Here is a 24,426-nt window from a genome sequence, read left to right as displayed (position 1 = left end):
ACCACCGTGCGCCCACCCCCGTGTCGGAGGCGGGCGCACGCGGATCAGACTCCGGCGATCAGCCTCTCGGCGAACCAGAACAGCCCGATCGCGGCGACCACAGCCGCGATCCAGAAGCCCGCCGACGGCAGCCGACGGCGCAGCAGCACGAACAGCGGGAACACCACCGCGATCACCAGGAGCTGCGCCAGCTCGATACCCACGTTGAAGACGAGGAGCGCCCCGAGCAGATCCCACGAGAACGGTTCGTCGATTCCCAACGCTCCGGCGAAGCCCACGCCGTGCATCAACCCGAAGGCGAAGACCACGCCGATGCGCAGCAGATCCCCTCGGGTGAAGCCGTCGACCGTCGGCCCAGGGGACGGCGTCGCGAGGATCCGCTCACGCAGAGCGACAGCGGATCCTCCGGTCCCGGTGAGCGGCCGGCCTCGGAGAACCGGCACCTCCGCGAGACCGCTGCCCGAGCCTGCGTCGTCCACACCCCGTGCACGCCGGAACCGCCGCATCTCCCAGAGCGCGACGACGGCGATCGACAGGGCGATGGCCGGCTCCACGATCCACGCGGGAATGCTCACCACCCCGAGGGCGGCGAGGATGAAAGTCGCCGAGTGCGCGACCGTGAACGCCGTCGCCGCCAGCACGATGTCCCTGAGCCGGCGAGATCCGATGATCAGCGCCAGCAGGAACAGCAGGTGGTCGGGGCCGAGCAGCAGATGCTCCGCCCCCAGCACGAGGAACTCACCCATCCGAGAGCCCCAGTCGGTCGTGGTGACCATCGAGGGGTTCGTGTCGGTGTCGAGGCTGGCCACACCCGCCCCCGAACGCACGTCGTAGTCGACGATGGTCGTCGTCATGCCCCCGGGAGCCGTTCCGGGAAACAACTCGGTCGTGATCCGATACGGCACGGGCATCGCCTCTACCTGCGCCGTGCAGTCGGCTTCGATCACCAGACGTGCATGCGGCACACCGTCGCGGATGACGATCTCGTAGGGCGCCACCACGGCACTGGGGCAGGCATCCGTCGGCTCACCCTCCTGCGCGACGCTCACCGAGAAACGCGGCAGCACGTATCCCTCGACCGTATCGGCATGCTCGGCGAGCACCGCGGGCGTGAGCTTCTCCGGGTCTCGACCGCTCGCCTGCACATCCGCGTAGGCCTCCTGCTCGAAGGCCGTGTCGCCCATCTCTCGCGCCCCGTCGGTGGCGAGAAGCACGTACTCGATGTCGAGCACGGTGCGCACGACGCCGCGTTCCGGTTCCGAGACATCGGCGAAGACGGTCGCCGAGTAGCTGTGCGCCGCGGCCGGGGCCGCCGCCAGCATGATGCTGACGGCGACCCCGGCGACGGCGACGGCTCCGGCGACGAGGGTGCGGATCGACGGTCGGGTGCGCGTCCGCGACGCCGCACGACGACGTGCTGTCGTCATGCCTGACCCTCCGTACGACGCCGCAGCCGCCGGACCAGGACCCCGCCACCGGCGAGCAGCAGCAGTCCGGCGAAGGCGAGCATCGTCGGGGCCGGGCCACCGGTCGCCGCCAGTGGATCGGACTGTCCACCGGCGGAGCCGCCGCCCTGGTTCGCGCCGCTACCGGGGCCGCCGCCAGGGTTACCGCCGGGGTTGCCACCGGGGTTACCGCCGGGGTTGCCACCGTCCGACCCCGCGATCGCCGTCACGGTGAACGTGACCTGGTTCTGCCGGGCGGCCGCGTCGGTCGCGATGTACTTCAGGGTGTAGGTGCCGGTCGCGGTCGGGGTGAACGTGTATCCGTCTCCGGCAGCCGCGGCGAGCGCCCGCAGGCCGGACGCCGGGTCGTCGACCGCCACGGGGGCACCCGACGGGTCGGTCACCTCGAGCATCGTGCTCACGCGTCCCGAGTTGTCCACGGCCTCGGCGCGCGGGGCGGTGTAGGCGGTTCCGACCGTGGCCTCACCCGCAGGTTCCGGGGCGACGCGCACGAGCGGCGGCATCGTGTCGAGTGCGGTGACCTCCCGTGTCGCGACGCGATACACGTCCTTGTCCGAGAGGGGAGCGCTGTAGATCTCGACGCCGGCGATCCGTCCGTCCATCGTGGAGTCGTCGAGCGCGCCCGAGGTGTTCGCGTCACCGCCGATCACCATGTAGCGCGCATCGGCCGCACTGGGCTTGACGGAGAACGACACCCCTTCGGTCTCGGCCTTGCGCACGCCGTCGACGTAGAGCCGCGCATCGTGACCGTCGTACCAGGCGGTCACGTGGTACCACTGGCCGTACTTCAGGCTGACCGTCGGACGCGGCGAGGCGTACCAGAACTGCAGCTCGTACGTCGTCGCGCTGGTGCCGACGGCTTCGAGGCCGATGCCGCCGCTCTGCATGCCACCGAAGACGTCGACGTAGCCGCCCGAGATCGAGTCGAGGCGGAACGTGGTGTCGAGGGTGAACCCATCCTGCAGTGCCGCGTACTCGGCGTCGGTCCACTTCGGTGTGCGGATGCCGGTGGCGGCTCTCTCCGCGCCGATCACGACGTCGGATCCGACGGTGGAATCGTTCTCGATCCGGACATCGGCGCCCGTGGCGAGCGGACGCGCGGCCGGGGAGGAGTCGGTCGCCACCCCTCCGGCGAACCCGACGTCCAGGAGATCAGCCGTCGGCACCGCGGCACGGAGGTCGTCGAAGGTCAGGCTGCTGGGGTCGAACGGACCTTCGCCATCGCCGCCCTCCGTGCTCGTGAACCGCGTCGTCAGCGCGGCGCCCTCCTTACCCCAGGCGTTGATCGGGGTGACCCGCACCTCGTACTCCCGTCCGGGGAGCAGGTTCCACACTTCGTGGCTGCGGTCGACCGGCATCGGCAGGTTGTAGAACCCCGACCACTGCAGGAACGAGTTCACCTCCTCGCCGGTGGCGACGTCGACCGTCGAGTAGCGGTATTTGTGCACGATGTCGCCGACGGAGTTCGGCGCGGGCACGGCCTGCGGGAAGGAGGCCATCGCCTTCGTGCTCGCGATGTCGGCCACGGTCACGGCCGCACCCTCCGGCCAGATCGGGCCGGCGGACTGCGCTGCGCGGTGAGTGTTGTTGAACGGGAACCGCTCGTCATAGGACTTGGTCTCATCGACCGAGTCGGCCACGTCCCAGGTCCAGGTCTGGTCGATCCACTGGTCGGCGAGCAGGTCGTAGTTCTTGATGGTCACTGTCGTGCCGGTGATCTCGACGATGGCCGTCTGGCGGTTGTTGCCCGCATCATCCGGGGTGGTGTCGTTGCCGCGACTGGTCGGGCTCGAGTTCACGACGCCCGACTCGAACTCGTAGTACGCCAGCGGAGGCGCGTTCACGGTGGTGAAGCCCTGAGTCGACCGATCGCCGAACCGGTTCTCCTGGCCCTGCCAGATCGAAGTCGGGATGTTCTGCGGCGTGTGGATGTGGCCGCCCCAGACGACCGCCTGGGGGAAGTCGTCGAACACAGACTGAAAGCCGTCGCCGCAGCCGCTGGACAGGCCCGTGCCGTACCACTCGTTCGAGACGTAGTGCGTGCACTGGAGCGGGTGATGCACCAGCACCATGACGGGCTTGTTCGGGTCTTCGGCGGTGGCGGCGGCCAGCCTCTGCTGCAGCCAGGACTGGGCGTAGGCGTAGTTGCCACCGCTCGCTCCCGAGGGCTTGCCCGTGTCGGGGTCGATGGTGCCGCTGCCCGGCGACACCGTGATGACGTGGTAGCCGTTCACGGTGTAGTCGGCGTTCGGCTTCTGTCCGCCTGTGGCCTGAGTGAACAGGTCGTACGACGAGATACCCGAGACATCGTGGTTTCCGAGCGACGCGATCGCCGGGATGCCGAGGCCGGCCTTCGAATCCATCGTCTGCTTGAGGCCGGCGAACTCACCCGGCGTCGCACTGTTGGTGAGGTCGCCGACGAACAGGGCGGTCTGCACGTTCTCCTGCGCCCAGAAGTCGTACGCCTCGGCGAGCTCGTCCCAGTTGACGTGGATGTCGCCGATCGCCGCGAAGCGCACGTCCGGTCCTCCGGCCTCGGCGGCCGGCGCAGCGCTCACGCTCGGCTTCGCCACCGTGTCCGCATCCGGAGCCCCGGTCACCGTGATCGTGCGGGTCTCCGTGCTCACGCCGCCTGCGGCATCGCTGATCGAGTAGCCGACGACGTAATCACCGGGGACGGTCGGGGTGAATCGATACCCGCCGGACTCCTCCGGCATGACCATCGTGACCACACCGGACGGGTCTTCCACCGTGACGACGAGCTCGCTCGCGGAGCCGTCGACATCGGCAGCCGAGGCCGAAGGAAGCAGCACAGCGCTCCCCACCCGACCGCTGGTCGGTGCCTCACCCTCGAGGCGGATGATGGTGCCGCCCGTCTCGGTGGCGGGCGACACGTCTTCGGGATCGGTCACGGCGAGGGTCGCGTTCGACGTGGTGACGACCGGTACGGCCACCGACGCAGCAGCCGGGAGCACAGGCCCCGCGATACAGGCGGCGACGGCGACGAGCGATGCGGGGCGGAGGAGCCGCGCGAATCCGCGGCGAGAAAGGGACGGATCGGGGGCGGGCGGTTTACGACGAGACACGGAGCATCCTCTGTGAGACGAGAAGAAATCGGACTTCCCCAATCGACCGCCGCAAGATGACGCCGGGGTGAACACCGGCCGACGCAGACGTGTCATCGGCCGCCCGCGCGGCGATCCGGGCGACCCGGTGCGCACAGTGGGCGCAGTCGCGCGACCCGTTCAGTCTTCGCCGGGGAGCGCGGCCGCGCGACCCGTTCAGTCCTCGCCGGGGAGCGCGGCCGCTCCGAAGGCCTGCGCTTCGAAGGAGATCGTGTGCGGAACGTAGCGATCCTCGGCGCATTCGACGGGTCGGCCGTTCGAGGCGAAAGTCTCGCGTCGCACCTGCAGGAGCGGACTGGATCTGCGCACTCCGAGCAGACGCGCATCCTCAGTCGCCGCAGCCACCGCTTCGATCCGATGGTTTCCCGACGAGACCACGATCCCGGCGTCTGCGAGCACCCGCGTCGTGGAGACCACGTCATCCGGAAGACCTGCGACGTGCGGAACCACCCAGGGCGCCCATGTCGAGCGCTCCACCATCACGGGGCGCTGGTCGAGTGTCCGCACACGGGTGAAGGTCAGGACGTCTGCGTCCGTGCGGATCCCGAGCAGTCGCGCTTCTCGCGCCGTGGCCGTCCGCGTCGTGCGGGCCACGATGCGTCCACCGGGGCTGCGCCCGCGGCCACGCACCCACTGGGTGAACGAGCGCATCCGGTCGAACCCCTGCGGCTGGCTGGGTTGCACGAACCACCCGGAGCCCCGGTGCGACTCGACCAGGCCCTGGCGCGCCAGGGTGGCGAGCACGGTGCGGATCGTCCGTCGAGAGACCCCGTGGAGGGCGGCCAGCTCCATCTCGCTGGGAAGCCCTGCACCCCCGGCGTAGGTGCCGTCGAGGATCTGCGCGCGAAGGAGCGCGAGCACCTCACTCATCGGCCGCATGCGATCGCATCACGGTGTTGTCGAGCGGAGCGCTCCCGGGTGGCGACGGCACAGCTCACTCTAACGCCCGCGTGCAGGTGCCAGGAGATGACTGAAGCCCCCGGGCATGTGCCTGGGGGCTTCAGTGTTCTGTGGGGAATTCGCGTATCTCTCCGATCCCTACTCCCGTCACGGAACGAAGATCGCTATTCCCACGCGTTTCCCACGCGTTCCTTCTGCTATTCCCATGCATACCCCTGAACGCCCTACTCTCCCTTGAGGAAGGGACAGCCTGAAGTCAGGGTTGGCTACGGCCGCCTTCGCGTCCGATTCAGACGTGTCACCGAGCCGCAGGGCGAACGCCACGCCACATTTCACTCTCTGACGTTCACATCGGCCCTGATCCACGCAGTCGGCGCCCATCACCACCGAGCAAGCCCGCAATGGATCCGGGCGTCGCGCTGCCCCGAGACCTTCGATGAGCTCTCTGTCGGCAAGTTACGCGCCGGTCGAGTTGGACCTATCGTCGCTTAACGTCAGTTGCGTATGCAGCGGCTACTGCGGAGGCGGTGCGATGGCGAAGAGGAACAGCGTAAGCAGAGACGGACCGACAGTCGCAAACAGAAGAACTGCGACCGAGACGAGGAATCCGGCAAGCGAGATTCCCGCTCCGCGCAAGGTGTCGTCCGCCTTGAGCGCCTTCCGCGACGCAAGAGCGAAGCCAATTGCCGCGCACGCCAGCACGGTACCCGCCAGCCACCATCCGCTCGTCAGCACAGCCGCCAGCGCGAGGATGCAGCTTGCGAAAGCGTTGCGGTCGTATCGGCCTTTTCGTTGAACTTCCACAGCGCCCCTTCTTCAGGTGTGTGCCCAGTGAGCATTCGTCAGCCTACTGGGCACACACGTCGGCTTAGTAGGTCGTCGTCCAGCCGCCGCTCGAGTTGACACGCAACGACAAGTAGAGGTCCTCGGTAACGCTGCCCGTGCTCCAGTAGCCGTGGAGGGTTGCGACCGCCGGCTGCGACGAGGTCGAGTTCGCCCGAATCAGCTTGAGCGTCTTATTGGAAACGGATCCAATGGTGGTGTTAATCACGCCGTCGCGGGGGTTCGAGATTGAGCCGCCACTCGCGGTCTGCTGATAGTTCGCGTAGAAGCTAAGCGACGCATAGGCGGCGGTGTGGCTGACCTTGCAGTTCGTCGAGGACGCCCATCCCGCACCTGAATGGACAGTGCATCCAGAGATTGCGCGTGTCGATGCACCCGTCGTCGGTGCCGGTCGGGGGATCTCGAGCGCGGTCACGCCGACCGACCCATCGGCGTACGTGAGAATTGTCTCTTCGAAACCATCTTGGATTTGTGTCGTCGAAGACACGGGTTCCTCCCCCGACTTCAGTGCGTCGATGAGGTCGCCCGACTCCATTGACGCGATGAGAGCGTCCTGGGTGTCGACGTCCACGCCGTACTCCGTGAAGAAGCTTCGCACCTCCACTCTCTCCGCGGGCCTTCCACTCCCCTCTGTTCCCACGCCTTCCTCTGGTTACGCTCACACGCACTTCCGACTCCGACACTCTCCACTTATGCAGTGGCGCAGCCGGTCGCAGTGATAAAAGCGCTGGGCCGAGGCCCCCACGTGCCGCATCGCGGAGACGAGCGCGCTTGCCATCCGAACGATGGCGTGGGTCCGCTCTCGCTCAGAGGGCGGGAACCACGCTGATCTGGAGGTCGTAATGACTCTGACACTCATCGCACTGCGGGGCTACGCTGCACGGTACGACTTGCTGACGTCGGCCATACGGACCTGCCTTGCTGTTTTACGCCGCGTGGCAGCGTGCGGGTTTGGCGTAGGTCTCCAGCGTCGAACTGGGCTAGACGCCGACCAACTCCCCCTGATGTGTAGTCGTGAACCGGGCCAGCGTCGCCCGCAGCACCGCCACGCCTACTCCGCGGAGTCTTCCATGATGTGGAGCAAAGCGACGGCGATCTTGCCTGCGTCAAAGAGCGCCCGGACCCGATGCTCACACGACGTCTGTACTAGCCGCGGCCGGTAGACCATCTGCGCAGCGCCCTGGAGGACACTCTCGCGCCCGCTCTCCCCTCTTGACCACCTTGAGAGCTCCGGGGAGGCGATGCAGGGGCGGAGTCGACGCCCCACGGCTAGTCCCGAGCGAGCGGAGCCTCAGGCTTGCGAAAGCAACCTGAGCCGGAGCCGATTCTCGCTGAAGACGAGGAAAGCCACCGGATATCCGGTGGCTTTCCTTCTGACCTGGCATTCTGAGATACGAGAACAAAATCCTCGAGATACGCGAATACCCCTCGGTGGACCTAAGGGGATTCGAACCCCTGACCTCCTCGATGCGAACGAGGCGCGCTACCAACTGCGCCATAGGCCCTTGAACGACATCTACGCTATCACGACGGAGAAGCTGTTCGCGCCGCGAGCGGTCATCCGGCGGCGCGGCGCGAGAGCAGCTCGCGCACGTGCGCCTCGATCTCGGCGTCGTCGACGAAGCCCATCCGTGCGTACGGCGACGAGGCCGCGGGCAGCGCCACCGGCGCCTCGGGGGCCATCTGCTCCGCACGCTCGCGCAGGGCGGCGACGCGCGCGGCCTTGCGACGCTGTTCCTGTGCCTCCATCTGGGCCTGCGCAGCCTGCGCACGAGACCCGGGCACCGACACGAGCGGCTCCGGCAGCGGACGCGGTGTCCACGTCGCCCGCCCCTGGTCGTGCAGCTCGGGGGCGACGCGCGGGGCGGCCGGCGTGGCCACCACGTGCGTGGCGCGTGCGACTCGACCGGCGACAGCGGCCATGCGCTGCAGGGCGATGCCGGCGACGACGACGGCGGCGCCACCGATCCACAGCAGCGCCGAGCTCCCGGCAGCCAGGAGCTGCCACACGCCGAGGCCGGCGATGACGAGTCCGACGAGGAGGGTGCTGGTCGCGGCGACACGGACACGTCGACGTGCCCGTGCCCGTCGGATCACGGGATCGGCCCTGGTCGCCGCGAGTTGCTCACGAAGGGACTCGAGTTCGGCAGCCTCACGTTCGGACTGCACCCGCTTGGCCAGCTTCTGCTGGGCCAGCGCGGTGCGCGCGTTCAACTCGAAGCGCACTTCACCGGGAGTCTCGCTCGTCTCGGCGAGCACACGCAGGGCCTGGTTCAGTCGCACCGCGTTGCGTTCAGCGGCGTTGTATTGGAATCGCCCCCGCCAGGATGGCAGCAGATAGAGCATCCAGAGCAGCACGGCGACGAGCACGATCACTCCCCCGCTCAGCACCGGCCCGTCCATACCGACAACGCTAAGGGCTGGAAGCTGGCTGGGCCGTACAGTAAGGCGCGTGTCGCGGCGTGTCCGTCCGGATCAGGACCAGATGACCCTTTTCACTGCGAAATGCGGTCGGAGGGGGGCACCGTTGCGGCGTCGGGCGGCACCTGACCGCTGAGCCAGCGTGCGAGCACCCCTTGCGGCACATCTTCCTTCGTCAGGGCGAACGCATAGTGGTCGCGCCAGTCGCCGTCGATATGGATGTAACGACGACGCAGCCCCTCGTACCGGAACCCCAGCTTCTGCACGATGCGCAGACTCGCCGCGTTCTCCGGCCGGATGCAGATCTCCATGCGGTGCAGTCCGTACTCCGTGAAGCACGCGTCCGTGGCCATCGCCACCGCAGTCGGAGTGATCCCCCGGCCGGCGAACCGCTCGCTCACCCAGTACCCGATCGTGGCCGAGCACAGCGAGCCGCGGGACACTCCCCACACGTTGAGCTGTCCCGCGACCTCGCCGTCGTACTCCATGACGAACGGATAGCCCGAGCCGTCACGATACTGCTGGAGCAGGCGTCGGATGCTGAGCCTCATGTCGAACGACACCGAGCCGTAGGGGACGGTCGCCTCCCACGGCTGGAGCCACGACCTGTTGGCGAGCAGTTCATGCTGCAGCGGTCGCGCATCCTTCGCACGGACGAGCCGCAGTTCTATGGGTCCGTGTCGCATTCCCGTCGCCAGATCCATGCCGCACCGACGCCCGCAGAGTCGCCTAGAGGCGTTCCGCGAACTCCTTGAGCCAGGGACGCAGCTCGGGCCCGAGGTCATCGCGGTCCGCGGCGAGCTGCACGATCGCCTTGATGTAGTCGACGCGGTCGCCGGTGTCGTAACGGCGTCCGCCGAAGATGACGCCGACCACGCCGGGGCCGTCGGGATCGGTCGCGAGCACCTGCAGCGCGTCGGTGAGCTGGATCTCTCCGCCCTTGCCCGGCTCGGTGTGCTCGAGGATGTCGAAAACCGACGCCGGGAGCACGTAGCGGCCGATGATGGCCAGGTTGGACGGAGCGTCTTCCTGCGCGGGCTTCTCGACGAGACCGGTCACCCGGACGGCGTCGGACCCCTCGAGCGGCTCGACGGCGGCCGCACCGTACATGTGGATGTTCGCGGGGTCGACCTCCATGAGCGCGATCACGGCCGCGCCCGAACGCTCGTGCTCGGCGATCATGTCGGTGAGGAGCGGGTCGCGCTCGTCGATGAGGTCGTCTCCGAGGAGCACGGCGAAAGAGCTGTCGCCGACGTGGGTGCGCGCACGCAGGACCGCGTGACCGAGCCCCTTCGGCTCGCCCTGGCGGACGAAGTGGATGTCGGCGAGATCGCTCGACTTCATCACGCGCTCGAGACGACCGGTATCGCCCTTCTCCATGAGCTTCACCTCGAGCTCCGGCACGGAGTCGAAGTGGTTGGAGATGGCGTTCTTGTTGCGGCCGATGATGACGAGGATGTCGTCGATACCGGCGTTCGCCGCCTCTTCGACGACGTATTGGATCGCCGGCTTGTCGACGACGGGCAGCATCTCTTTGGGCATCGCCTTCGTCGCAGGGAGGAATCGCGTCCCCAGGCCTGCGGCGGGAATGACGGCTTTGATCTTGTGGTCAGCCATCTTGCCAGCCTAGTGGTGAGCGCCGACGTAGACTCGGAGCCATGTCGAACGACGTCGAACATGCGAAGCGTGCACTCCGCGCCGAACTCCGCGAACGACGCCAGCTCCTCTCCGGCACGCAGCGCGACGCCGCGGCCACGGCCATCGGCGAACGCCTCGACGCCCTGATCGACGAGCTCGGCGCCCGCTCCATCTCGTGCTTCCTGTCCACCACCACCGAGCCGGGCACCCGTGAATTCGTGACCAGGGCCGTGCGGCGCGGCATCCGCGTGCTCCTCCCCGTCACTCGCGCCGATGGGCTGCTGGACTGGGCCGTGGCGACCGACGACGACGAGGTCAGCGAGGGGCTGTTCGGTCTGCCCGAGCCCACGGGCGAGGTGCTGGGCCCGATCGCCGTCAACGACGTCGACCTCATGATTGTCCCCGCTGCCGCTGTCGATCGCACCGGGATGCGCATGGGCTGGGGACGCGGCTACTTCGACAAGACCATCGGCTCGATGGAGAAGCGCCCGCCCGTCTATGCCGTGATCTATGATTCCGAGGTACTCGACGAACTTCCGCGCGAGGTGCACGACCAGCCCGTGGATGGCGTCGTGACCCCGTCGCAGACCCTCACCCTGTCGCCGCGGCGACGCTGATCGCAAGGACCCCCATGCCCACCTACGCCTATGCCTGCACCTCGTGCGGACACAAGTTCGACGCCGTGCAGAGCTTCGCCGACGACGCTCTCACCGTGTGCCCCGAATGCGGTGGCGCGTTGCGCAAGCAGTACGGCTCGATCGGCGTGACCTTCAACGGCTCCGGCTTCTATCGCACGGACTCGCGCGCCAAATCCGGTGGATCGAAGGATGGTTCGGCATCATCGAAGACGGAATCGACGACGAGCGCCAAACCGGCGGCTGCGTCGACTCCGGCCTCTTCCTGAGGCCCCGATCTGTTGGGGGATCCCATGCTCAAAGGTTTCAAGGACTTCCTGCTCCGCGGCAACGTCATCGACCTGGCCGTCGCTGTCGTCATCGGTACGGCTTTCACCGCGATCGTCACGGCCGTCGTGAATAGCATCATCAACCCGCTCATCGCGCTCTTCCTGAAGGCGGATGCCGCCGGTCAGTTCGGCATCCCCGTGACGAACATCTACGGCGAGACCGTCACGTTCCCCATCGGCGAGCTGATCTCGGCGATCATCAGCTTCCTCGCCGTCGCCGCCGTCGTCTACTTCGTCTTCGTGCTGCCGATGAACACGTTCAAGGCCCGCGTCGAGGCCCGCAAGGGCACTCCGGCCGAGGAGCCCGAGGAGGAGCCGGCCGCCTCGACCGAGTCCGAGCTGCTCGTCGAGATCCGCGACCTGCTCAAGGCACAGCGCGGAGCCTGACCGCCTCCGCTCGCACCAGAGACGCACGGTCCTCTTCGGAGGGCCGTGCGTCTCTGGTTCCGCGGCCCCGAGAACCGACACGGTGTTCAACGACAGCAGCGCCCCGTCATCCGGCGCTTCAGTAGTGCGGCGGCACGTCCTGGATCAGTTGGTCGTCGTTCGGCCCTTTGCCGCCCTTCGGCCGTGACCGCGGAGGCATCGCGGCCGGGCCGGATTCCGGCTCGGGGTCGCTCCCCGGCACCGGGGTCAGGCGGGCACGCCGTGAACCGGTGACCCGCACCACGCGCTGGCGCGGCGTCGGGGTGTCGGACTCGTCAGTCATCGCGGGTGTCGGCGATGTCGATCGGCTGCGTGTCATTGTCCGCACGCGGCGTCGACTCCGAGATGCCGAGAACCGCGGCGATCCGCGTCGCGGCGGTCACGGGGTCGCTGTAGAGATCGAAGGCGTGCACACGCACATAGTGCCAGCCCAGACGACGCAGCACGTGCGGTCGCAGCCGCAGTGTCTCCCGCAGAGACTCGCCCCGCGTCTCCGGATCGGACTCGATCACGACCGCCTTGCCACCGTGCTGGGCCACCAGCGGCAGCAATCCGCGATAGTCGACGTCCACCGAGGCGCCCAGACGCCGCAGCTCCCGCGCGAGGGCGAGGGTGAGAGGATCGGCGAGGTCTTCCAGGCGCGCGTCTCGGCTGCGGGCGGCCAGTCCGCCGAGGATCGACATCAGCGTCGCCGCTCCATGCTCCAGGCGTCCGTCGTCGAAGGAGGAGGGACGGATCGAGGAGACGAGCACCATCGAGCGGCGCGCGCGCGTCATCCCGACAGTGAGGAGTCGCTCTCCGTCGGGAGTGGAGAGATCGCCGAAGTCGCTCAGCACCCGACCGTGCTTGGTGAGTCCGAAGCCGAGCGAGAAGATGACGCGGTCACGGCTCTCGGCGACCGACTCCTCGAGCGTCAGCACCGCGAACGGCTCGACCGTGTCGCGTCCGACGAAGTCCGCGACGTCGGAGCGCCCGGCAAAGGCCGAGGTGACGGCGGCGCGTACGCGCTCGGCATGGCGCGCGCTCGCGGTCACGACCATGAGCGATTCGGCAGGACGATGCACGGCGTGCTCGACCACCAGCGTCACGACCCTCGCTACTTCGGCGTCCGGACTCTCGACGGCGCCGGAGATCGGATCCGGTGTTCCCGTGCCGCCCTCCACGTAGTCGACCGTGAGGCTTCCGCGACCGAGATACGAGCCCGCCCAGGGAAGCGACACGATCTCGCCGCCGTAGAAGGCATCGTTGATGAGCTCCGCGAGGTCTTCGCCGCCCGCACGGTAGCTGCGGGTGAGCGTCATCACCGGCAGGAGCTCGGAGAGCCGCTCGAAGGCCGAGACGTCGTCGAACGGCACCTCGGCCTCCCACGACTCCTCCGGGTCCACCGCGATGCGGAACGGCGTGGGACGCTGCGTCACCGGGTCGCCGAACGCGACGATCTGGCGCGCGCGCCGGATCGCCGGGGCGGCCTCTGCGAGGTTGATCGCTGCGGCATCGACCAGGATCACCGTGTCGAACTCCACCGAGTCCGGAATCTCCGGCACCAGGTACGGCGACGAGATCCAGACCGGGGCGAGCACGTCGACGAGGGTGGGCGCGGCACTGACGACCTGCGCGGTCGTGGTCGCCGACTGCGTCAGCGCACGGCGCAGGTGCTGCGACTGCTGCGGCTCGTCGACGATCGCGATCCGCCACTGGTTGGCCAGCTGCCAGGCGAGCAGCGGTCCGGCCATGGCGGCGTGCGCCTCATCGACCAGCCGGAAGTCGCGTTCGAGCCGATCGACGACTGCGGTGTTCGCGCCGAGGAGGGCGCGGTTGTCCTGCAACGCGCGCTCGAGGAGGGACTGCCACCACGCGAACTCGAGTTCTTCCCCCACCTGGGATTCGGAGACATGGCGCACGGAGAGCTCGGCGAGCAGCGGCTCCAGCCCGAGCAGAGCGAGTCGGTCGCGCAGCTGGGCGCGTTCGACGAGGTTCTCGAAGACATCGGACTTGGCGGCCAGTCCCGCGAGCGTGCGCACGAGTCGCGCCACCGGGAGCGACGCCAACGGCTCGCGTCGTCCGAGTGCGGTGTCGAGCTCGGCGAGCTCGGCCTCCACCCGCTGCCAGGCCACGTACACGTCGGCGAGACCGAGGGGGATCTCGGGCGCGACGCCCGCCTCGACGCACCGCTGCCACTGCGTGCGCTGCGCCTGGATGCGCAGCAGCGCCTCGTGCATCTCCGTGACGTGCACGCCCGGACGGACGTACTCCTTCGCGAGACGCCGCAGCCGACGTCTGTTCGCCCCGGACAGCCCCGGCGCGTCGCGGCGCGAACCGTGGGCCTGGATGAGCTCGCCCAGCGGCCGCTCGAACACCGTCGGGCTGAATCGGTCCAGCGAGTCGCGGATCCCCTGCAGCAGACGCAGGTACTCACCCAGTTCGTCGATGGTCGAGAACGGCCGCATGTGGGTCTGGGCGATCAGCTCGTAGCCGCGCTCGAGAAGGGCGGGAACGCTGTTCGCGTGCAGTCGACCGGCGAGCTCGTGGGCGGCACGAGCGGCCTCGGTGCTGGAGAAGGTGACGCCGTACCACGGCGAGTCGTTCGGTCCGAAGCGGAACTCGCCGAGACGGGCCGCCTGGGCGAGCGCCTCGGCGGCCTCGGTGCGATCGGCGGCGAGTCGACGCAGGGCATCGGGGCCGAGTCGGGCAGTGGTCGACGGCGGCACGGGCAGCGACGCCAGCCGTGTCAGCTGACGGGTGGCGTCGAGCACCGAGGCGTCCAGTCCGGCGACGGGTGCGCTGAGCGCCTGACGGTAGTCGCGCAGGACGGTCCGCAGACGCACGAGTGCATCGTCGACCTCGCTGACCTTGGGCGCCGTGGCCTTCTCATTGCGTCCGATGGCCCTGACCAGATCGCGCCGCACGCTCGCCGGCGAGATCGCCAGGCTGTCGAGGCCGATCCCGGCGAGTCGGTGACGCACCCCGTCCAAGGTGGAGCGCCGCGCGGAGACGACGAGCACGCGCTTGCCGCCGCGCACCAGTTCACCCAGCGCATTGATCACGGTCTGGGTCCCCCCGGTTCCGGGAAGGGTCGCGACGGTGAGGGAATGCCCTGCCGCGATACGGGCCAGCACTGCTTCCTGCTCCGCGTCCGCATCCAGGAGGAGGTTGTCCGAGGCCGGTGCGCGATCATCCGGGCCGATGTGATGCGGGATGGCTCGCGGAGCGGTGACGCGCTCGCGGTCTCCCACGTGACCGGCCAGGGCGTTCAGCACCGGATGATCGAGGCTGCCCCCGTCCCGGGACATCAGTCCTGACACATCGGCGAACGTCGAGACCACCAGACGCGGTTCGACCGAGAACGTGTCGATCGAACGCGTCATCGCGCGCAGACTGTCGATCACGGGTTGGGGCTTGAAGATGCCGCCGTCGTAGGCCAACGCGGCGAGCGCGGTGGCATCGATCGTGAGGCCGAAGTGATCGCGAGCGATCCGCACGAGTTCGGGATTCACCTCGAAGGTGCCCTGCAGCTTCAACTCGAAATCGGAGTGGTGGCGGCGGATCGCCAACGGACGCAGCAGCACGGGGGCCGCGAAACCCGCTCCCCCGATGCGCCACCGGGCGACTCCGACGGCGAGGTGCACGGCTTCGATCCCGCGGACGGTACGGAGCTCGGTGTTCTTCGCGGTGATGCGCTCCGCGGCGAGTCGAGCGGTCCGCAGCCCGACCTCGTCGCGGAAGAGATTCGAGAGGAGAGTCGACTTGCCGGTGATGAACTGCGGCAAGCTCCCCGGGTGCGCCTTGGAGATGTCGATGCCCGACTCCGGGCTGTCACGGAAGCTCACGAGCGGCGAAGGGCCACCGAGATCGGCTGCCTCGGCCCTCAGACGCGTCCGCTCGGCCTCTGCGGCGTGTGCGATGTCGAGGCCTGTCGTGGTTCCGTGCAGATCGCTGATCGACACAGCAGCATCCACCGCTGTGTCGTCCGCAGACTTGTCTTCACGTCGCCACACACTGACACCCTAGGCGTGCGACCTGCGGAGACGGGGTATCCCAGGCGGGTTTCCGCCGAATTTCCGGCGATTCTGCGCTACGTAGGGGGTGGCGCACTTCTCCTGCCCGATGTGAACCCGGGTCGCGTTCTCCACTCGGAACGTCAAGCATGCGGTTCCGCGTCGAGCCGAGCGGACAGGATGGGGGCATGACGTTCCGCTACGACTTCGCCCCGACGCCGTTCGGGGATGCTCTCGCGGTGTTCTCCGACGAGGGCATCGTGCGATTCGACCTCTCCGAGTCCGAAGACCCGCGCGTGCCCTGGCTGCTCGAAGGCGTGTCCCATCAGTTGAGAGCAGTGCCAGAGCCCGACCCCGGAGCCGCCGACGAACTCGCTCATCTCCTGTCCGACTACTTCGACGGCGAGCCGGTGCGTTTCGACAGGCACATCCGCCTCGACTGGCGGCTCGTCGACGGGTTCGCCCTCGCCGCGCTGCAGACCATCTGCAGCATCGAGTGGGGCCAGACCATGAGCTACGGGGAGGTGGCGATCCTCGCGGGTCACCCCGGGGCTGCGCGCGCCGTCGGCACCGCGTGCCGCATCACCCCCTTCTCGATCATCGTGCCGGTGCATCGGGTGGTGCGCTCCGACGGCAGCGCAGGGCAGTACGGAGCGCACCCCGAGCGCAAGCGGTTCCTGCTCGACCTCGAGGCGCACTGAGGTCGGCAGGCCACGTCGTGGACCCGGCGAGTAGGCCGCCGGGTCCACACGCTTCCCCTGGGAGCCGATGGATCCGACGCCGTCCGCGACGACGACGGTGACGATGACACGGGTGATATCGTCGACGCTACGAAACGGGGAACAGCGTCACCCCGGAAGTAGGTAGTCGTGTCCTCACCCGTCACCCGCGAATCCGAGGCGGATCTCGTCGCGAACGCCGTGCGCGAGCTCGCCAGGCGGACGCGCTTCCCCGTCGCGTTCGGCGGTCTCATCGAAGAAGGCGTCGTGAGCGTCACGAGCATCGTCGGTGCGCGCACGCGGTCGCTGGACGGGCTCCGGGTGCGACCCGAGCGCGGGCTCGGCGGGCGGGCCATGATGGAGCTCCGCCCCCGGATGACGAGCGACTACGGGTCGTCACAGCAGATCACGCACGACTACGACGTGTTCGTCCTCGGCGAGGGCCTGCGCACCCTCCTCGCGCTGCCGATCGTGGTCCACGGCCGTTCCCGCGGAGTGCTGTACGCCGGCGGATGGGATGAGGAGCGGGTAGGCGGTGTGACCACGGCACCCGCCATGCAGGTCGCGCAGGCCGTCGCCGATGAGCTGCGCATCCGCGACGAGGTGCAGCGCCGTCTGCAGGAGACCACGCGCGGCGACGAGGTCGTGGCGCCGGCACAGCGCGAGGAGCTGAGGCAGAGCTTCGCAGAGCTGCGGAGCATCGCCGCCTCCGTGGAAGACGCGGATGTCCGCGACCGGATCGCGCAGGTCGAACGACGACTCATGACCCTCGCCGGTGACGTCGCATCACCCGCGACGAGCCCCATCCCCACCGTCCACCTGTCTCCGCGAGAGACCGATGTGCTCGCATGCGCGGCTCTCGGTTCGACGAATGCCGAGATCGCCGCGCAGCTCGGTCTGCGCGAGGGGACCGTCAAGGCCTACCTCGGCACGGCGATGTCGAAACTCGACGCCTCGACTCGTCATGCCGCCGTGGCGAGGGCTCGCCGCGCCGGACTTCTCCCCTGACCACACAGAATTGATTTATTGCGTATTGCGCGTCACATTACCGCGGCTCGCTATTCGCAACTTGTCGCATTTCCTCGGAGCGAGTAAAGTCGCGATCATGGCGAGAAGAATTGTGCATCAGCTGGTCGACGACATCGATGGCAGCGTCCTGGAAGTGGGCGAAGGCGAGACGGTGCATTTCTCGCTCAACGGCACGGCATACGAGATCGATCTGAATGCCGCGCATGCGGATGAATTGCGTTCGGCGTTGGCGCCTTATGTGGCAGCAGGCCGAAAGGCCGGCTCGTCGACTTCTCCGCGCGCGACATCGACTCGCAAGCGACCTGCACGAAACCCTGAGGTCGCGGCCATCCGCGCGTGGGCGAACGAGAACGGACACAAGCTCTCCGAGCGTGGCCGCATTCCCGCGCAGATCGTCGACGCGTACAACGCGGCGCACTGATCGCAGACCGAGATCGTCGAGTTCCCCTGCTGAAGCGGGGGAACTTTACGCCCCTTCTTGCACCCAGGCTTCGTCGCGGAGCGTGATCTCCTCCGTCATATCCGTGAGGAATCGGATCACGGTTTCCCTTTCAGCGGGAGTGAGACGGGCGGCAGAATAGAAGCGCTTCGCCTGCTGACGACCGACCGTCTCCATGGCTGCATGTCGCGTCTCCGCGGTGATGGTGATCTCCAGTGCCCTGCGGTCGGTGGGGTGAGGGGCACGCGTGATGTGGCCTCCCTGCTCCAGACGATCGAGGAGCTTCGTGGTCGCCGCAGTCGAGACACCGAGGTGGTGCGCGATTCCCCCCGGCGTCGCCACCAGGTTCCGGTTCGCGCACACGATCAGATAGTGCAACGCACGCATGTCCGTCTCATTCAGACGCATGTATCGACGTGACGCCTGGGACAGCGCCTGCTCGGCTTCGCGCAGTCCGGCGAGCGACTCCATCACCCGGGCGATCTGCTTCAACTCCTCCGGCGGAACACCGCTGCGATCGATCAGGACGCTGCGGGGATCACTTGCCTCGACGTCGTAGATCGCCGAGTGGACGAGCCCGTCAGGCGTATCCGCGGACGTTCGCGATCCGCCGTCGCCGACGGGGAGCGAATCCTGCGCGCCCGCGTGCGGGCTGGTGCCGGGCTCCGTGGTCATGCGATCATGTTACACACCAACAGTTTCATGCTAAGTTGACTACTCACCAAGTTAGCTAAATATGAACGCTCGAGATCTGGGAGATGCCATGGACGACGTGACCCTCCTCGCCGAAGACGGGACCGCTCTCGGCACGCTCCCGAAGAGCGAAGTCCACACGAGAGACACTCCCCTGCATCTCGCCTTCTCCTGCTATGTCCTCGACAGGGAGGGGCGGCTGCTCCTCACTCGTCGAGCGCTCGCGAAGAAGACGTGGCCGGGCGTCTGGACGAACAGCTTCTGCGGTCATCCACGACCGGACGAGACGATGGACGAGGCCGTGCGCCGACATGGCGTCGGCGAGCTCGGCATCCACCTCACCGAGATCCGCATGGCACTCCCCGACTACCGCTATCGCGCGGTGGATGCGAGTGGCATCGTCGAGAACGAGATCTGCCCCGTGCACGTCACGATCCTCGACGGCGACCCGGCCGCCAATCCCGATGAGGTGTCGGAATGGATCTGGGTCGAAGTCGATTCGCTGATCGAGGCTGTCACGCATGCACCCTTCGCGTTCAGCCCCTGGCTCGTGGAGCAGCTGCCGCAGCTGCGACAACTCGGCGAGGTGTGACGCATGAGCGTGACGACGACCGAGGAATCGCTCGCGACGCGGATCGAGGAGGCGCTGCGTCATCGATTCTCCGAGAGGAGCGCCGCCGCAGAGCGGTACGGGAACGAGTTCGTGGGGCTGTGGCGGGCCGCGGAGGAGCACGCCCTCGGCGGAAAGCTCATCCGCCCCCGGCTCCTCCTGGATCTGACGCACGCGTTGGCCCCCGCTCCCCTGACCGCCGATGAGACGCGCACGGCCATCGATGTCGCAGCCCATGTCGAGCTTCTCCACTTCGCCTTCCTGCTGCACGACGATGTCATCGACGGCGATCTGATGCGACGACGGCGTCCCAATCTGATCGGTGCGCTCGTCGCCGAGCACGCGGCGCGACCGACCGAAGCCGCCCTGCACTGGGCCCGATCGAGCGCGATCCTGCTCGGAGACCTGCTCCTGTCTTCGGCGGTGCTGGGCTTCGCCCGAGCGGACGTCATGCCCGAAGCCCGCGATCGTCTGCTCGGCCTGCTCGAACAGACCATCTTCGAGACGGTGGCCGGCGAGCACGCCGACGTCGCCCTCAGCGACGGCATCATCGCCCCCGATCTGCGCACGATCCTCTCCACGAGCGCGTACAAGACGTCGACATACTCCTTCGTGCTCCCGCTGCGCGCTGCAGCGGTGCTCGCCGACTCGTCGACTGCGACCGAGGAGTATCTCGCCATGATCGGGTTGCACCTCGGCCTCGCCTATCAGCTGCAGGATGACCTGCTCTCCGTGTTCGGAGACCCGGAAGAGCACGGCAAGGACCCGTTCTCGGATCTACGCGAAGGCAAGGAGACCGCGATCATCGCCTACGCCCGCATGACGAGCCAGTGGGACGACATCGAACTGCACTTCGGAAGACCGGATCTCAGCCCGACCGACGGTGCCGCTGCCCGTGATCGACTGCGCGAGTGCGGCTCGGAGACATTCGTCCGAGGCTTGGTGCAGGAGCATCTCGATGCCACGGACGCCGCACTCCTCGAAGCGGAAGCCGATGGTCTGCCCCCGGCGGCCGGACAGGTACTGCGAACCCTCGCCTCCCGAGTCGGAAGTCGCAGCCGATGAACGCGGACGCGGCCGATCGTCGGGACAGCACCGCCCTCCGGCGCTTCAACCGCACGGCGGAGATCGCGACAACCGATGTCATCCGCAGCTATTCGACGTCGTTCGGACTCGCGACCCGTCTTCTCGGACGCCGTCATCGCCAGCACGTCCGAAACATCTACGCGATGGTGCGCATCGCCGATGAGATCGTCGACGGCGTCGCCGCCGAAGCTGGTCTGGACGTGACCGCGCAATCCGCCGCGCTCGACTCCTACATCGCGGAGACGCATCGTTCGATGCGCAGCGGCTACAGCAGCGATCTCATCCTGCATGCGTTCGCGCGGACCGCGCGCGAGTGCGGGATCGGCGAGGACCTGACGCAGCCGTTCTTCGACTCGATGCGCGCAGACATCGACGAAGACGCCGGCTTCGCCGCCTATGACGTCGAAGCCCACGCGGCGTACGTCTACGGCTCCGCCGAAGTCGTCGGTCTCATGTGCCTGCAGGTGTTCCTCCGGAATACCGAACGCGCGCCCGAAGACCTCGCGACGCTGCGGCACGGCGCCCGTCAGCTCGGTGCGGCCTTCCAGAACGTGAACTTCCTGCGCGACCTCGCCGATGACACCGACCGCCTGCACCGCGGCTACCTCGGCGGCGCTGCGCGTCTGACCGATGCCGACCGGGACGCATGGGTGCAGACCGTGTTCCGGCAACTGGCCGACGCGCGTGACGCTATCCCCCTGCTGCCGAAGGACGCCCGCGCGGCGGTGCGCAGCGCCCTGGCTCTGTTCGCCGCTCTGACCCGCCGTGTGGCACAGACCCCCGCCGACGTCCTCTACCGACGCCGGGTACGCGTTCCGGATCCGATCAAAGCCGCTCTCGCCGCTCGGTCCGTGCTCGTCACAGCGATGGAGCGGGACCGATGAGCCGGGTTGTGGTGATCGGTGCCGGAGTCGCCGGTCTCGCGACCGCGGGACTGCTCGCCCGGGACGGGCACGAGGTCGTGATCCTCGAGAAGAACGATCGCGTCGGCGGCCGCGCCGGGACGATCGAACGCGACGGCTTCCGTTTCGACTCCGGGCCGTCCTGGTATCTGATGCCCGAGGTCTTCGACCACTTCTTCGAGATGATGGGCACCACGACCGATGCGCAGCTCGATCTCATCCCCCTCGATCCGGGATACCGGGTGTTCCGCGACCCGGATGCGGTCGGTGGCGGATCCGGTCCCGTGACCGTCCCCGCAGGACGCGATCAGGTCACTGGACTCTTCGAAGCACTGGAGCCCGGCTCCACGGCGACGCTGGACGCCTACCTCGACTCCGCGCAGCATGCGGGAGCGATGGCGCAGAAGTACTTCCTCTACAACCCCTTCACGCGCATGCGTTCGCTCCTCGCCCCCGAGGTCCTCCGAGCACTGCCGCGCCTCTCCGCCCTGCTCGGAACACGCCTGCAGTCCTTCGCGGCCCGGCGCTTCACGCACCCCGTGGTCCGACAGATCCTGGGCTATCCCGCGGTGTTCCTCGGCACCGACCCGCGAAGCGCGCCGGCGATGTACCACCTGATGAGCGCCCTCGATCTCGACCAGGGAGTCAGCTATCCGCAGGGCGGCTTCTGGCGGGTGATCGAGCGGATCGAGGCGCTGGCGCGCGACGCGGGGGTCCGCATCGAGACCGGGGCGGAGGTCACCGGAATCCGCACCCAGGACGGCGGCGACGGTACCCACGTGACCGGCGTGGGCTGGGTCGACGCCTCCGGCTCCACGCACACGGAGAGCGCCGATGTGGTGGTCTCGGCGGCCGATCTGCACCACACCGAGACGGCGCTGCTTCCCCCCTCGCTGCAGACCTACCCCGAGTCGTGGTGGGCACGGCGCACCAGCGGACCGGGCGGCATCCTCGTGATGCTCGGGGTTCGCGGCACACTCCCCGAGCTGCCGCACCACTCCCTGTTCTTCACCGACGACTGGGACGCGAACTTCGACGCGATCTTCGGTGCCACGCCGACCGTTCCCGAGCCGGCATCGATCTACGTGTGCCGGCCGAGCGCAACGGATCCCGACGTGGCCCCTGCCGGCAGCGAGAACCTGTTCGTGCTGATCCCGGTCCCGGCGGACGTCGATCTCGGACACGGCGGACCCGACGGAGCGGGATCGCCCGAGATCGAGCGCGCCGCGGATGCGGCAATCGATCAGATCTCGGCGTGGGCGGGGATCCCCGACCTCCGCGAACGCATCGTCGTGCGCGAGACGACCGGTCCCGCAGACTTCCGCGACGACTATCACTCCTGGCGCGGAGGAATGCTGGGGCCGGCGCACATCCTCTCGCAGAGCGCGATGTTCCGCGCGCAGAACACTTCTCGGCGCGTGCAGGGCCTCTTCTACGCCGGGGCCACCACCGCGCCCGGCGTCGGTGTCCCGATGTGCCTGATCAGTGCGGAGATCGTCCTCAAGCGCGTCCGCGGCGACCACTCCCCCGGCCCGCTCCCCGTTCCCGGCTCTTCCGCTGCCATGACGGAGGCGCCCTGATGGGCGTCGTGTATCTGGCGGCCCTCCTCCTGTCGCTGAGCTGCATGCTGCTGCTGGATTGGCGGTTCCGCCTCTTCTTCTGGCGCGACGCGGTGTCGGCCGCGGTCGTCACGGCCGTCGGCCTCGTCTTCTTCGTGCTCTGGGACGTGGCGGGCATCGCCAACGGGATCTTCTTCCGGGGCGAGGGCGCGATCGCGTCGGGTCTGCTCCTGGCCCCCGAGCTTCCCATCGAGGAACCCGTGTTCCTGGTGTTCCTCGTGGTGTGCACCATGGTGATCTACACCGGATCCGCCCGGGTCATCTCCCGACGCCGAGCGCGGCGGCGCGACGAGGCGGAGGCATCATGACCTACCTCCAGCTCTCCGCCTGCTTCGTGGCTGTCGCCACGTTGGGCGGAATCGGGCTCGCGCTCGCCTCCCGCACGCGCGGCCCGCGCCCGCTCGCCGTGCTGCTGACCGTGGTCGTGCTGTTCGTGCTCACCGCGGCGTTCGATACCGCGATGATCGCGAGCGGCCTGTTCCACTATGCGCAGGACCCGCTGCTCGGCGTGCACGTCGGCCTGGCTCCGATCGAGGACTTCGCCTATCCGCTCGCGGGGGCGCTGCTCCTCCCGGCCCTGTGGACCGCGATGCGTGCCCGGCGGCGGGCGCAGGATCGTCGACCGATCGATGAGGAGACTTCACGATGAGCACCGCCGCAGCTCCGCCGAGCAGCATCGGACGAGACATCGCCCAGATCATCCTGTCGTCGCGTCCGATCAGCTGGATCAACACCGCCTTCCCCTTCGCCGCCGCCTACCTCCTCAGCACCCGCGAGATCGATCTGACATTCGTGATCGGCACGCTGTACTTCCTGATCCCCTACAACCTCGCGATGTACGGGATCAACGATGTCTTCGACTACGCCTCCGATCTGGCGAACCCGCGCAAGGGCGGCATCGAAGGGGCTCTCCTCGCCCCTCGCATCCATCGAGCGACGCTGTGGACGGCCGCGGCGACCAACATCCCTTTCCTGGTCTACCTCGTCGTGGTGGGAAACCCGGCGTCGTGGCTCTGGCTGACGGTCAGCGTGTTCGCGGTCATCGCCTACTCCGCGCCTGTCCTCCGATTCAAGGAGCGCCCGTTCCTGGATTCCGTCACCTCCAGTACGCACTTCGTGAGCCCCGCCATCGTCGGGCTCGCCCTGGCCGAGGCGCCCGTGACCGTCGGCGCGGCGATCACGCTCGGCGCCTTCTTCCTGTGGGGCATGGCCGCCCACGCCTTCGGAGCCGTGCAGGACATCGGCCCTGACCGGGAAGCCGGGATCTCGTCTATCGCGACGGTCATCGGCGCACGCGCGACGGTGCGACTGTCGGTGTCGCTGTGGGTGATCGCGGGGGCGGCGATGCTGCTGACCCCCTGGCCGGGCACGCTCGCCGCCGCCCTCGCGCTGCCCTACATCGTCAACGCGGCGCCGTGGTGGAACGTGACCGACGAGACCTCCGCCTCCACGAACCGCGCCTGGCGACGTTTCATCGCCCTGAACTACTTCGCCGGCTTCCTCGCGACGATGATCCTCATCCTCGCCTGGATCTCCTGACCCCCAGCTCCG

The 24,426-nt window shown here is 68.1% G+C and carries 24 protein-coding genes and 1 tRNA gene; 13 read left to right on the top strand and 12 right to left on the bottom strand.

Annotation, left to right across the window (positions count from 1 at the left end):
• Positions 1 to 44 precede the first annotated feature (44 nt).
• From DW307_RS04770 to galU, 9 genes are all read right to left on the bottom strand, one after another.
• Positions 45 to 1,427: a HupE/UreJ family protein gene (locus tag DW307_RS04770; RefSeq protein ID WP_240750489.1), complete on the bottom strand. Its 1,383-nt coding sequence runs from the start codon at positions 1,425 to 1,427 to the stop codon at positions 45 to 47.
• The gene (locus tag DW307_RS04765; RefSeq protein WP_205810379.1) at positions 1,424 to 4,552 is read right to left on the bottom strand and encodes a LamG-like jellyroll fold domain-containing protein; all 3,129 of its coding nucleotides are present in this window, start codon (positions 4,550 to 4,552) and stop codon (positions 1,424 to 1,426) included. The genes DW307_RS04770 and DW307_RS04765 overlap by 4 nt, the downstream gene beginning before the upstream one ends.
• Positions 4,553 to 4,747: 195 nt before the next feature.
• On the bottom strand, positions 4,748 to 5,461 hold the full coding sequence (locus DW307_RS04760) for a GntR family transcriptional regulator (protein ID WP_168440984.1): 714 nt from the start codon (positions 5,459 to 5,461) through the stop codon (positions 4,748 to 4,750).
• Between the two features lie 543 nt (positions 5,462 to 6,004).
• The gene (locus DW307_RS04755; RefSeq protein WP_029267162.1) at positions 6,005 to 6,295 is read right to left on the bottom strand and encodes a hypothetical protein; all 291 of its coding nucleotides are present in this window, start codon (positions 6,293 to 6,295) and stop codon (positions 6,005 to 6,007) included.
• Between the two features lie 64 nt (positions 6,296 to 6,359).
• On the bottom strand, positions 6,360 to 6,905 hold the full coding sequence (locus DW307_RS04750; protein ID WP_136024169.1) for a hypothetical protein: 546 nt from the start codon (positions 6,903 to 6,905) through the stop codon (positions 6,360 to 6,362).
• Positions 6,906 to 7,766: 861 nt separating this feature from the next.
• Positions 7,767 to 7,839 (bottom strand) — tRNA-Ala (locus tag DW307_RS04745).
• Between the two features lie 52 nt (positions 7,840 to 7,891).
• Positions 7,892 to 8,737 (bottom strand): hypothetical protein, encoded by an 846-nt coding sequence (locus DW307_RS04740; RefSeq protein WP_029267172.1) that lies wholly within the window; start codon positions 8,735 to 8,737, stop codon positions 7,892 to 7,894.
• 92 nt (positions 8,738 to 8,829) lie between these two features.
• Positions 8,830 to 9,441, bottom strand: coding sequence for a GNAT family N-acetyltransferase (locus DW307_RS04735; protein WP_021199986.1), 612 nt, complete (start codon positions 9,439 to 9,441; stop codon positions 8,830 to 8,832).
• A gap of 43 nt (positions 9,442 to 9,484) precedes the next feature.
• Positions 9,485 to 10,372 (bottom strand): UTP--glucose-1-phosphate uridylyltransferase GalU, encoded by an 888-nt coding sequence (gene galU / locus DW307_RS04730; protein ID WP_029267178.1) that lies wholly within the window; start codon positions 10,370 to 10,372, stop codon positions 9,485 to 9,487.
• Positions 10,373 to 10,413: 41 nt separating this feature from the next.
• Between galU and DW307_RS04725 the strand changes: the two genes are divergently transcribed.
• The 3 genes from DW307_RS04725 to mscL are packed head-to-tail and all read left to right on the top strand — an operon-like array spanning position 10,414 to position 11,744.
• Entirely contained in the window at positions 10,414 to 11,010 is a 597-nt protein-coding gene (locus DW307_RS04725; RefSeq protein WP_136024168.1) for a 5-formyltetrahydrofolate cyclo-ligase, read from the top strand.
• Positions 11,011 to 11,024: 14 nt separating this feature from the next.
• Positions 11,025 to 11,297, top strand: a complete 273-nt coding sequence (locus DW307_RS04720; protein ID WP_021199989.1) for an FmdB family zinc ribbon protein — start codon at positions 11,025 to 11,027, stop codon at positions 11,295 to 11,297.
• Between the two features lie 24 nt (positions 11,298 to 11,321).
• On the top strand, positions 11,322 to 11,744 hold the full coding sequence (mscL, locus tag DW307_RS04715; protein ID WP_021199990.1) for a large conductance mechanosensitive channel protein MscL: 423 nt from the start codon (positions 11,322 to 11,324) through the stop codon (positions 11,742 to 11,744).
• Positions 11,745 to 11,862: 118 nt separating this feature from the next.
• Here mscL and DW307_RS04710 read toward each other — a convergent pair whose 3' ends face one another.
• Both DW307_RS04710 and DW307_RS04705 read right to left on the bottom strand, forming a co-directional pair.
• The gene (locus DW307_RS04710) at positions 11,863 to 12,066 is read right to left on the bottom strand and encodes a hypothetical protein (protein ID WP_029267182.1); all 204 of its coding nucleotides are present in this window, start codon (positions 12,064 to 12,066) and stop codon (positions 11,863 to 11,865) included.
• Positions 12,059 to 15,727 carry an ATP-binding protein gene (locus tag DW307_RS04705; protein ID WP_136024167.1) on the bottom strand — a complete coding sequence of 1,223 codons (3,669 nt, stop codon included), beginning with the start codon at positions 15,725 to 15,727 and terminating at the stop codon, positions 12,059 to 12,061. The genes DW307_RS04710 and DW307_RS04705 overlap by 8 nt, the downstream gene beginning before the upstream one ends.
• A 239-nt stretch (positions 15,728 to 15,966) precedes the next feature.
• Here DW307_RS04705 and DW307_RS04700 point away from each other — a divergent pair, with 239 nt between their 5' ends.
• From DW307_RS04700 to DW307_RS04690, 3 genes are all read left to right on the top strand, one after another.
• Positions 15,967 to 16,479: a methylated-DNA--[protein]-cysteine S-methyltransferase gene (locus tag DW307_RS04700; RefSeq protein ID WP_021199993.1), complete on the top strand. Its 513-nt coding sequence runs from the start codon at positions 15,967 to 15,969 to the stop codon at positions 16,477 to 16,479.
• A 168-nt stretch (positions 16,480 to 16,647) separates the two neighbouring features.
• Positions 16,648 to 17,505, top strand: coding sequence for a LuxR C-terminal-related transcriptional regulator (locus tag DW307_RS04695; RefSeq protein WP_029258652.1), 858 nt, complete (start codon positions 16,648 to 16,650; stop codon positions 17,503 to 17,505).
• Between the two features lie 97 nt (positions 17,506 to 17,602).
• The gene (locus DW307_RS04690; RefSeq protein ID WP_136024165.1) at positions 17,603 to 17,947 is read left to right on the top strand and encodes a histone-like nucleoid-structuring protein Lsr2; all 345 of its coding nucleotides are present in this window, start codon (positions 17,603 to 17,605) and stop codon (positions 17,945 to 17,947) included.
• 45 nt (positions 17,948 to 17,992) lie between these two features.
• Here the strand turns inward: DW307_RS04690 and DW307_RS04685 are convergent, their stop codons facing one another.
• Positions 17,993 to 18,640 (bottom strand): MarR family winged helix-turn-helix transcriptional regulator, encoded by a 648-nt coding sequence (locus DW307_RS04685; protein ID WP_081860086.1) that lies wholly within the window; start codon positions 18,638 to 18,640, stop codon positions 17,993 to 17,995.
• Positions 18,641 to 18,728: 88 nt separating this feature from the next.
• Here DW307_RS04685 and idi point away from each other — a divergent pair, with 88 nt between their 5' ends.
• From idi to DW307_RS04650, 7 genes are read left to right on the top strand one after another with little or no spacing between them, the layout of a single operon-like run.
• Complete coding sequence (gene idi, locus DW307_RS04680; RefSeq protein WP_029258655.1) at positions 18,729 to 19,250, top strand: isopentenyl-diphosphate Delta-isomerase; 522 nt, start codon at positions 18,729 to 18,731, stop codon at positions 19,248 to 19,250.
• 3 nt (positions 19,251 to 19,253) lie between these two features.
• Entirely contained in the window at positions 19,254 to 20,333 is a 1,080-nt protein-coding gene (locus tag DW307_RS04675) for a polyprenyl synthetase family protein (RefSeq protein ID WP_136024163.1), read from the top strand.
• A complete protein-coding gene (locus DW307_RS04670; RefSeq protein WP_136024161.1) occupies positions 20,330 to 21,238 on the top strand; it encodes a phytoene/squalene synthase family protein in 909 nt (302 codons plus the stop codon). Before DW307_RS04675 ends, DW307_RS04670 begins: the two co-directional genes overlap by 4 nt.
• Entirely contained in the window at positions 21,235 to 22,836 is a 1,602-nt protein-coding gene (gene crtI / locus DW307_RS04665; protein ID WP_029258658.1) for a phytoene desaturase family protein, read from the top strand. The genes DW307_RS04670 and crtI overlap by 4 nt, the downstream gene beginning before the upstream one ends.
• On the top strand, positions 22,836 to 23,183 hold the full coding sequence (locus DW307_RS04660) for a lycopene cyclase domain-containing protein (protein ID WP_029258659.1): 348 nt from the start codon (positions 22,836 to 22,838) through the stop codon (positions 23,181 to 23,183). Before crtI ends, DW307_RS04660 begins: the two co-directional genes overlap by 1 nt.
• Positions 23,180 to 23,524, top strand: a complete 345-nt coding sequence (locus DW307_RS04655; RefSeq protein WP_136024159.1) for a lycopene cyclase domain-containing protein — start codon at positions 23,180 to 23,182, stop codon at positions 23,522 to 23,524. The genes DW307_RS04660 and DW307_RS04655 overlap by 4 nt, the downstream gene beginning before the upstream one ends.
• The gene (locus tag DW307_RS04650) at positions 23,521 to 24,414 is read left to right on the top strand and encodes a prenyltransferase (protein ID WP_021200003.1); all 894 of its coding nucleotides are present in this window, start codon (positions 23,521 to 23,523) and stop codon (positions 24,412 to 24,414) included. The genes DW307_RS04655 and DW307_RS04650 overlap by 4 nt, the downstream gene beginning before the upstream one ends.
• Positions 24,415 to 24,426: the final 12 nt, after the last annotated feature.

This window comes from Microbacterium sp. K27 (assembly GCF_004794435.1).
Classification (GTDB): domain Bacteria; phylum Actinomycetota; class Actinomycetes; order Actinomycetales; family Microbacteriaceae; genus Microbacterium; species Microbacterium maritypicum_A.
The sequence above is the reverse complement of the archived record's forward strand: the minus strand, read 5'-3'. Positions and strand labels throughout refer to the sequence as shown.

Bases quoted from the DNA above. Each gene is read 5' to 3' on its own strand.
- DW307_RS04770 (WP_240750489.1), bottom strand. From the start codon at position 1,427: ATGACGACAGCACGTCGTCGTGCGGCGTCGCGGACGCGCACCCGACCG.
- DW307_RS04760 (WP_168440984.1), bottom strand. From the start codon at position 5,461: ATGAGTGAGGTGCTCGCGCTCCTTCGCGCGCAGATCCTCGACGGCACC.
- DW307_RS04740 (WP_029267172.1), bottom strand. From the start codon at position 8,737: ATGGACGGGCCGGTGCTGAGCGGGGGAGTGATCGTGCTCGTCGCCGTG.
- DW307_RS04735 (WP_021199986.1), bottom strand. From the start codon at position 9,441: ATGCGACACGGACCCATAGAACTGCGGCTCGTCCGTGCGAAGGATGCG.
- galU (WP_029267178.1), bottom strand. From the start codon at position 10,372: ATGGCTGACCACAAGATCAAAGCCGTCATTCCCGCCGCAGGCCTGGGG.
- DW307_RS04725 (WP_136024168.1), top strand. From the start codon at position 10,414: ATGTCGAACGACGTCGAACATGCGAAGCGTGCACTCCGCGCCGAACTC.
- DW307_RS04720 (WP_021199989.1), top strand. From the start codon at position 11,025: ATGCCCACCTACGCCTATGCCTGCACCTCGTGCGGACACAAGTTCGAC.
- mscL (WP_021199990.1), top strand. From the start codon at position 11,322: ATGCTCAAAGGTTTCAAGGACTTCCTGCTCCGCGGCAACGTCATCGAC.
- DW307_RS04710 (WP_029267182.1), bottom strand. From the start codon at position 12,066: ATGACTGACGAGTCCGACACCCCGACGCCGCGCCAGCGCGTGGTGCGG.
- DW307_RS04700 (WP_021199993.1), top strand. From the start codon at position 15,967: ATGACGTTCCGCTACGACTTCGCCCCGACGCCGTTCGGGGATGCTCTC.
- DW307_RS04690 (WP_136024165.1), top strand. From the start codon at position 17,603: ATGGCGAGAAGAATTGTGCATCAGCTGGTCGACGACATCGATGGCAGC.
- DW307_RS04685 (WP_081860086.1), bottom strand. From the start codon at position 18,640: ATGACCACGGAGCCCGGCACCAGCCCGCACGCGGGCGCGCAGGATTCG.
- idi (WP_029258655.1), top strand. From the start codon at position 18,729: ATGGACGACGTGACCCTCCTCGCCGAAGACGGGACCGCTCTCGGCACG.
- DW307_RS04675 (WP_136024163.1), top strand. From the start codon at position 19,254: ATGAGCGTGACGACGACCGAGGAATCGCTCGCGACGCGGATCGAGGAG.
- DW307_RS04670 (WP_136024161.1), top strand. From the start codon at position 20,330: ATGAACGCGGACGCGGCCGATCGTCGGGACAGCACCGCCCTCCGGCGC.
- crtI (WP_029258658.1), top strand. From the start codon at position 21,235: ATGAGCCGGGTTGTGGTGATCGGTGCCGGAGTCGCCGGTCTCGCGACC.
- DW307_RS04660 (WP_029258659.1), top strand. From the start codon at position 22,836: ATGGGCGTCGTGTATCTGGCGGCCCTCCTCCTGTCGCTGAGCTGCATG.
- DW307_RS04655 (WP_136024159.1), top strand. From the start codon at position 23,180: ATGACCTACCTCCAGCTCTCCGCCTGCTTCGTGGCTGTCGCCACGTTG.
- DW307_RS04650 (WP_021200003.1), top strand. From the start codon at position 23,521: ATGAGCACCGCCGCAGCTCCGCCGAGCAGCATCGGACGAGACATCGCC.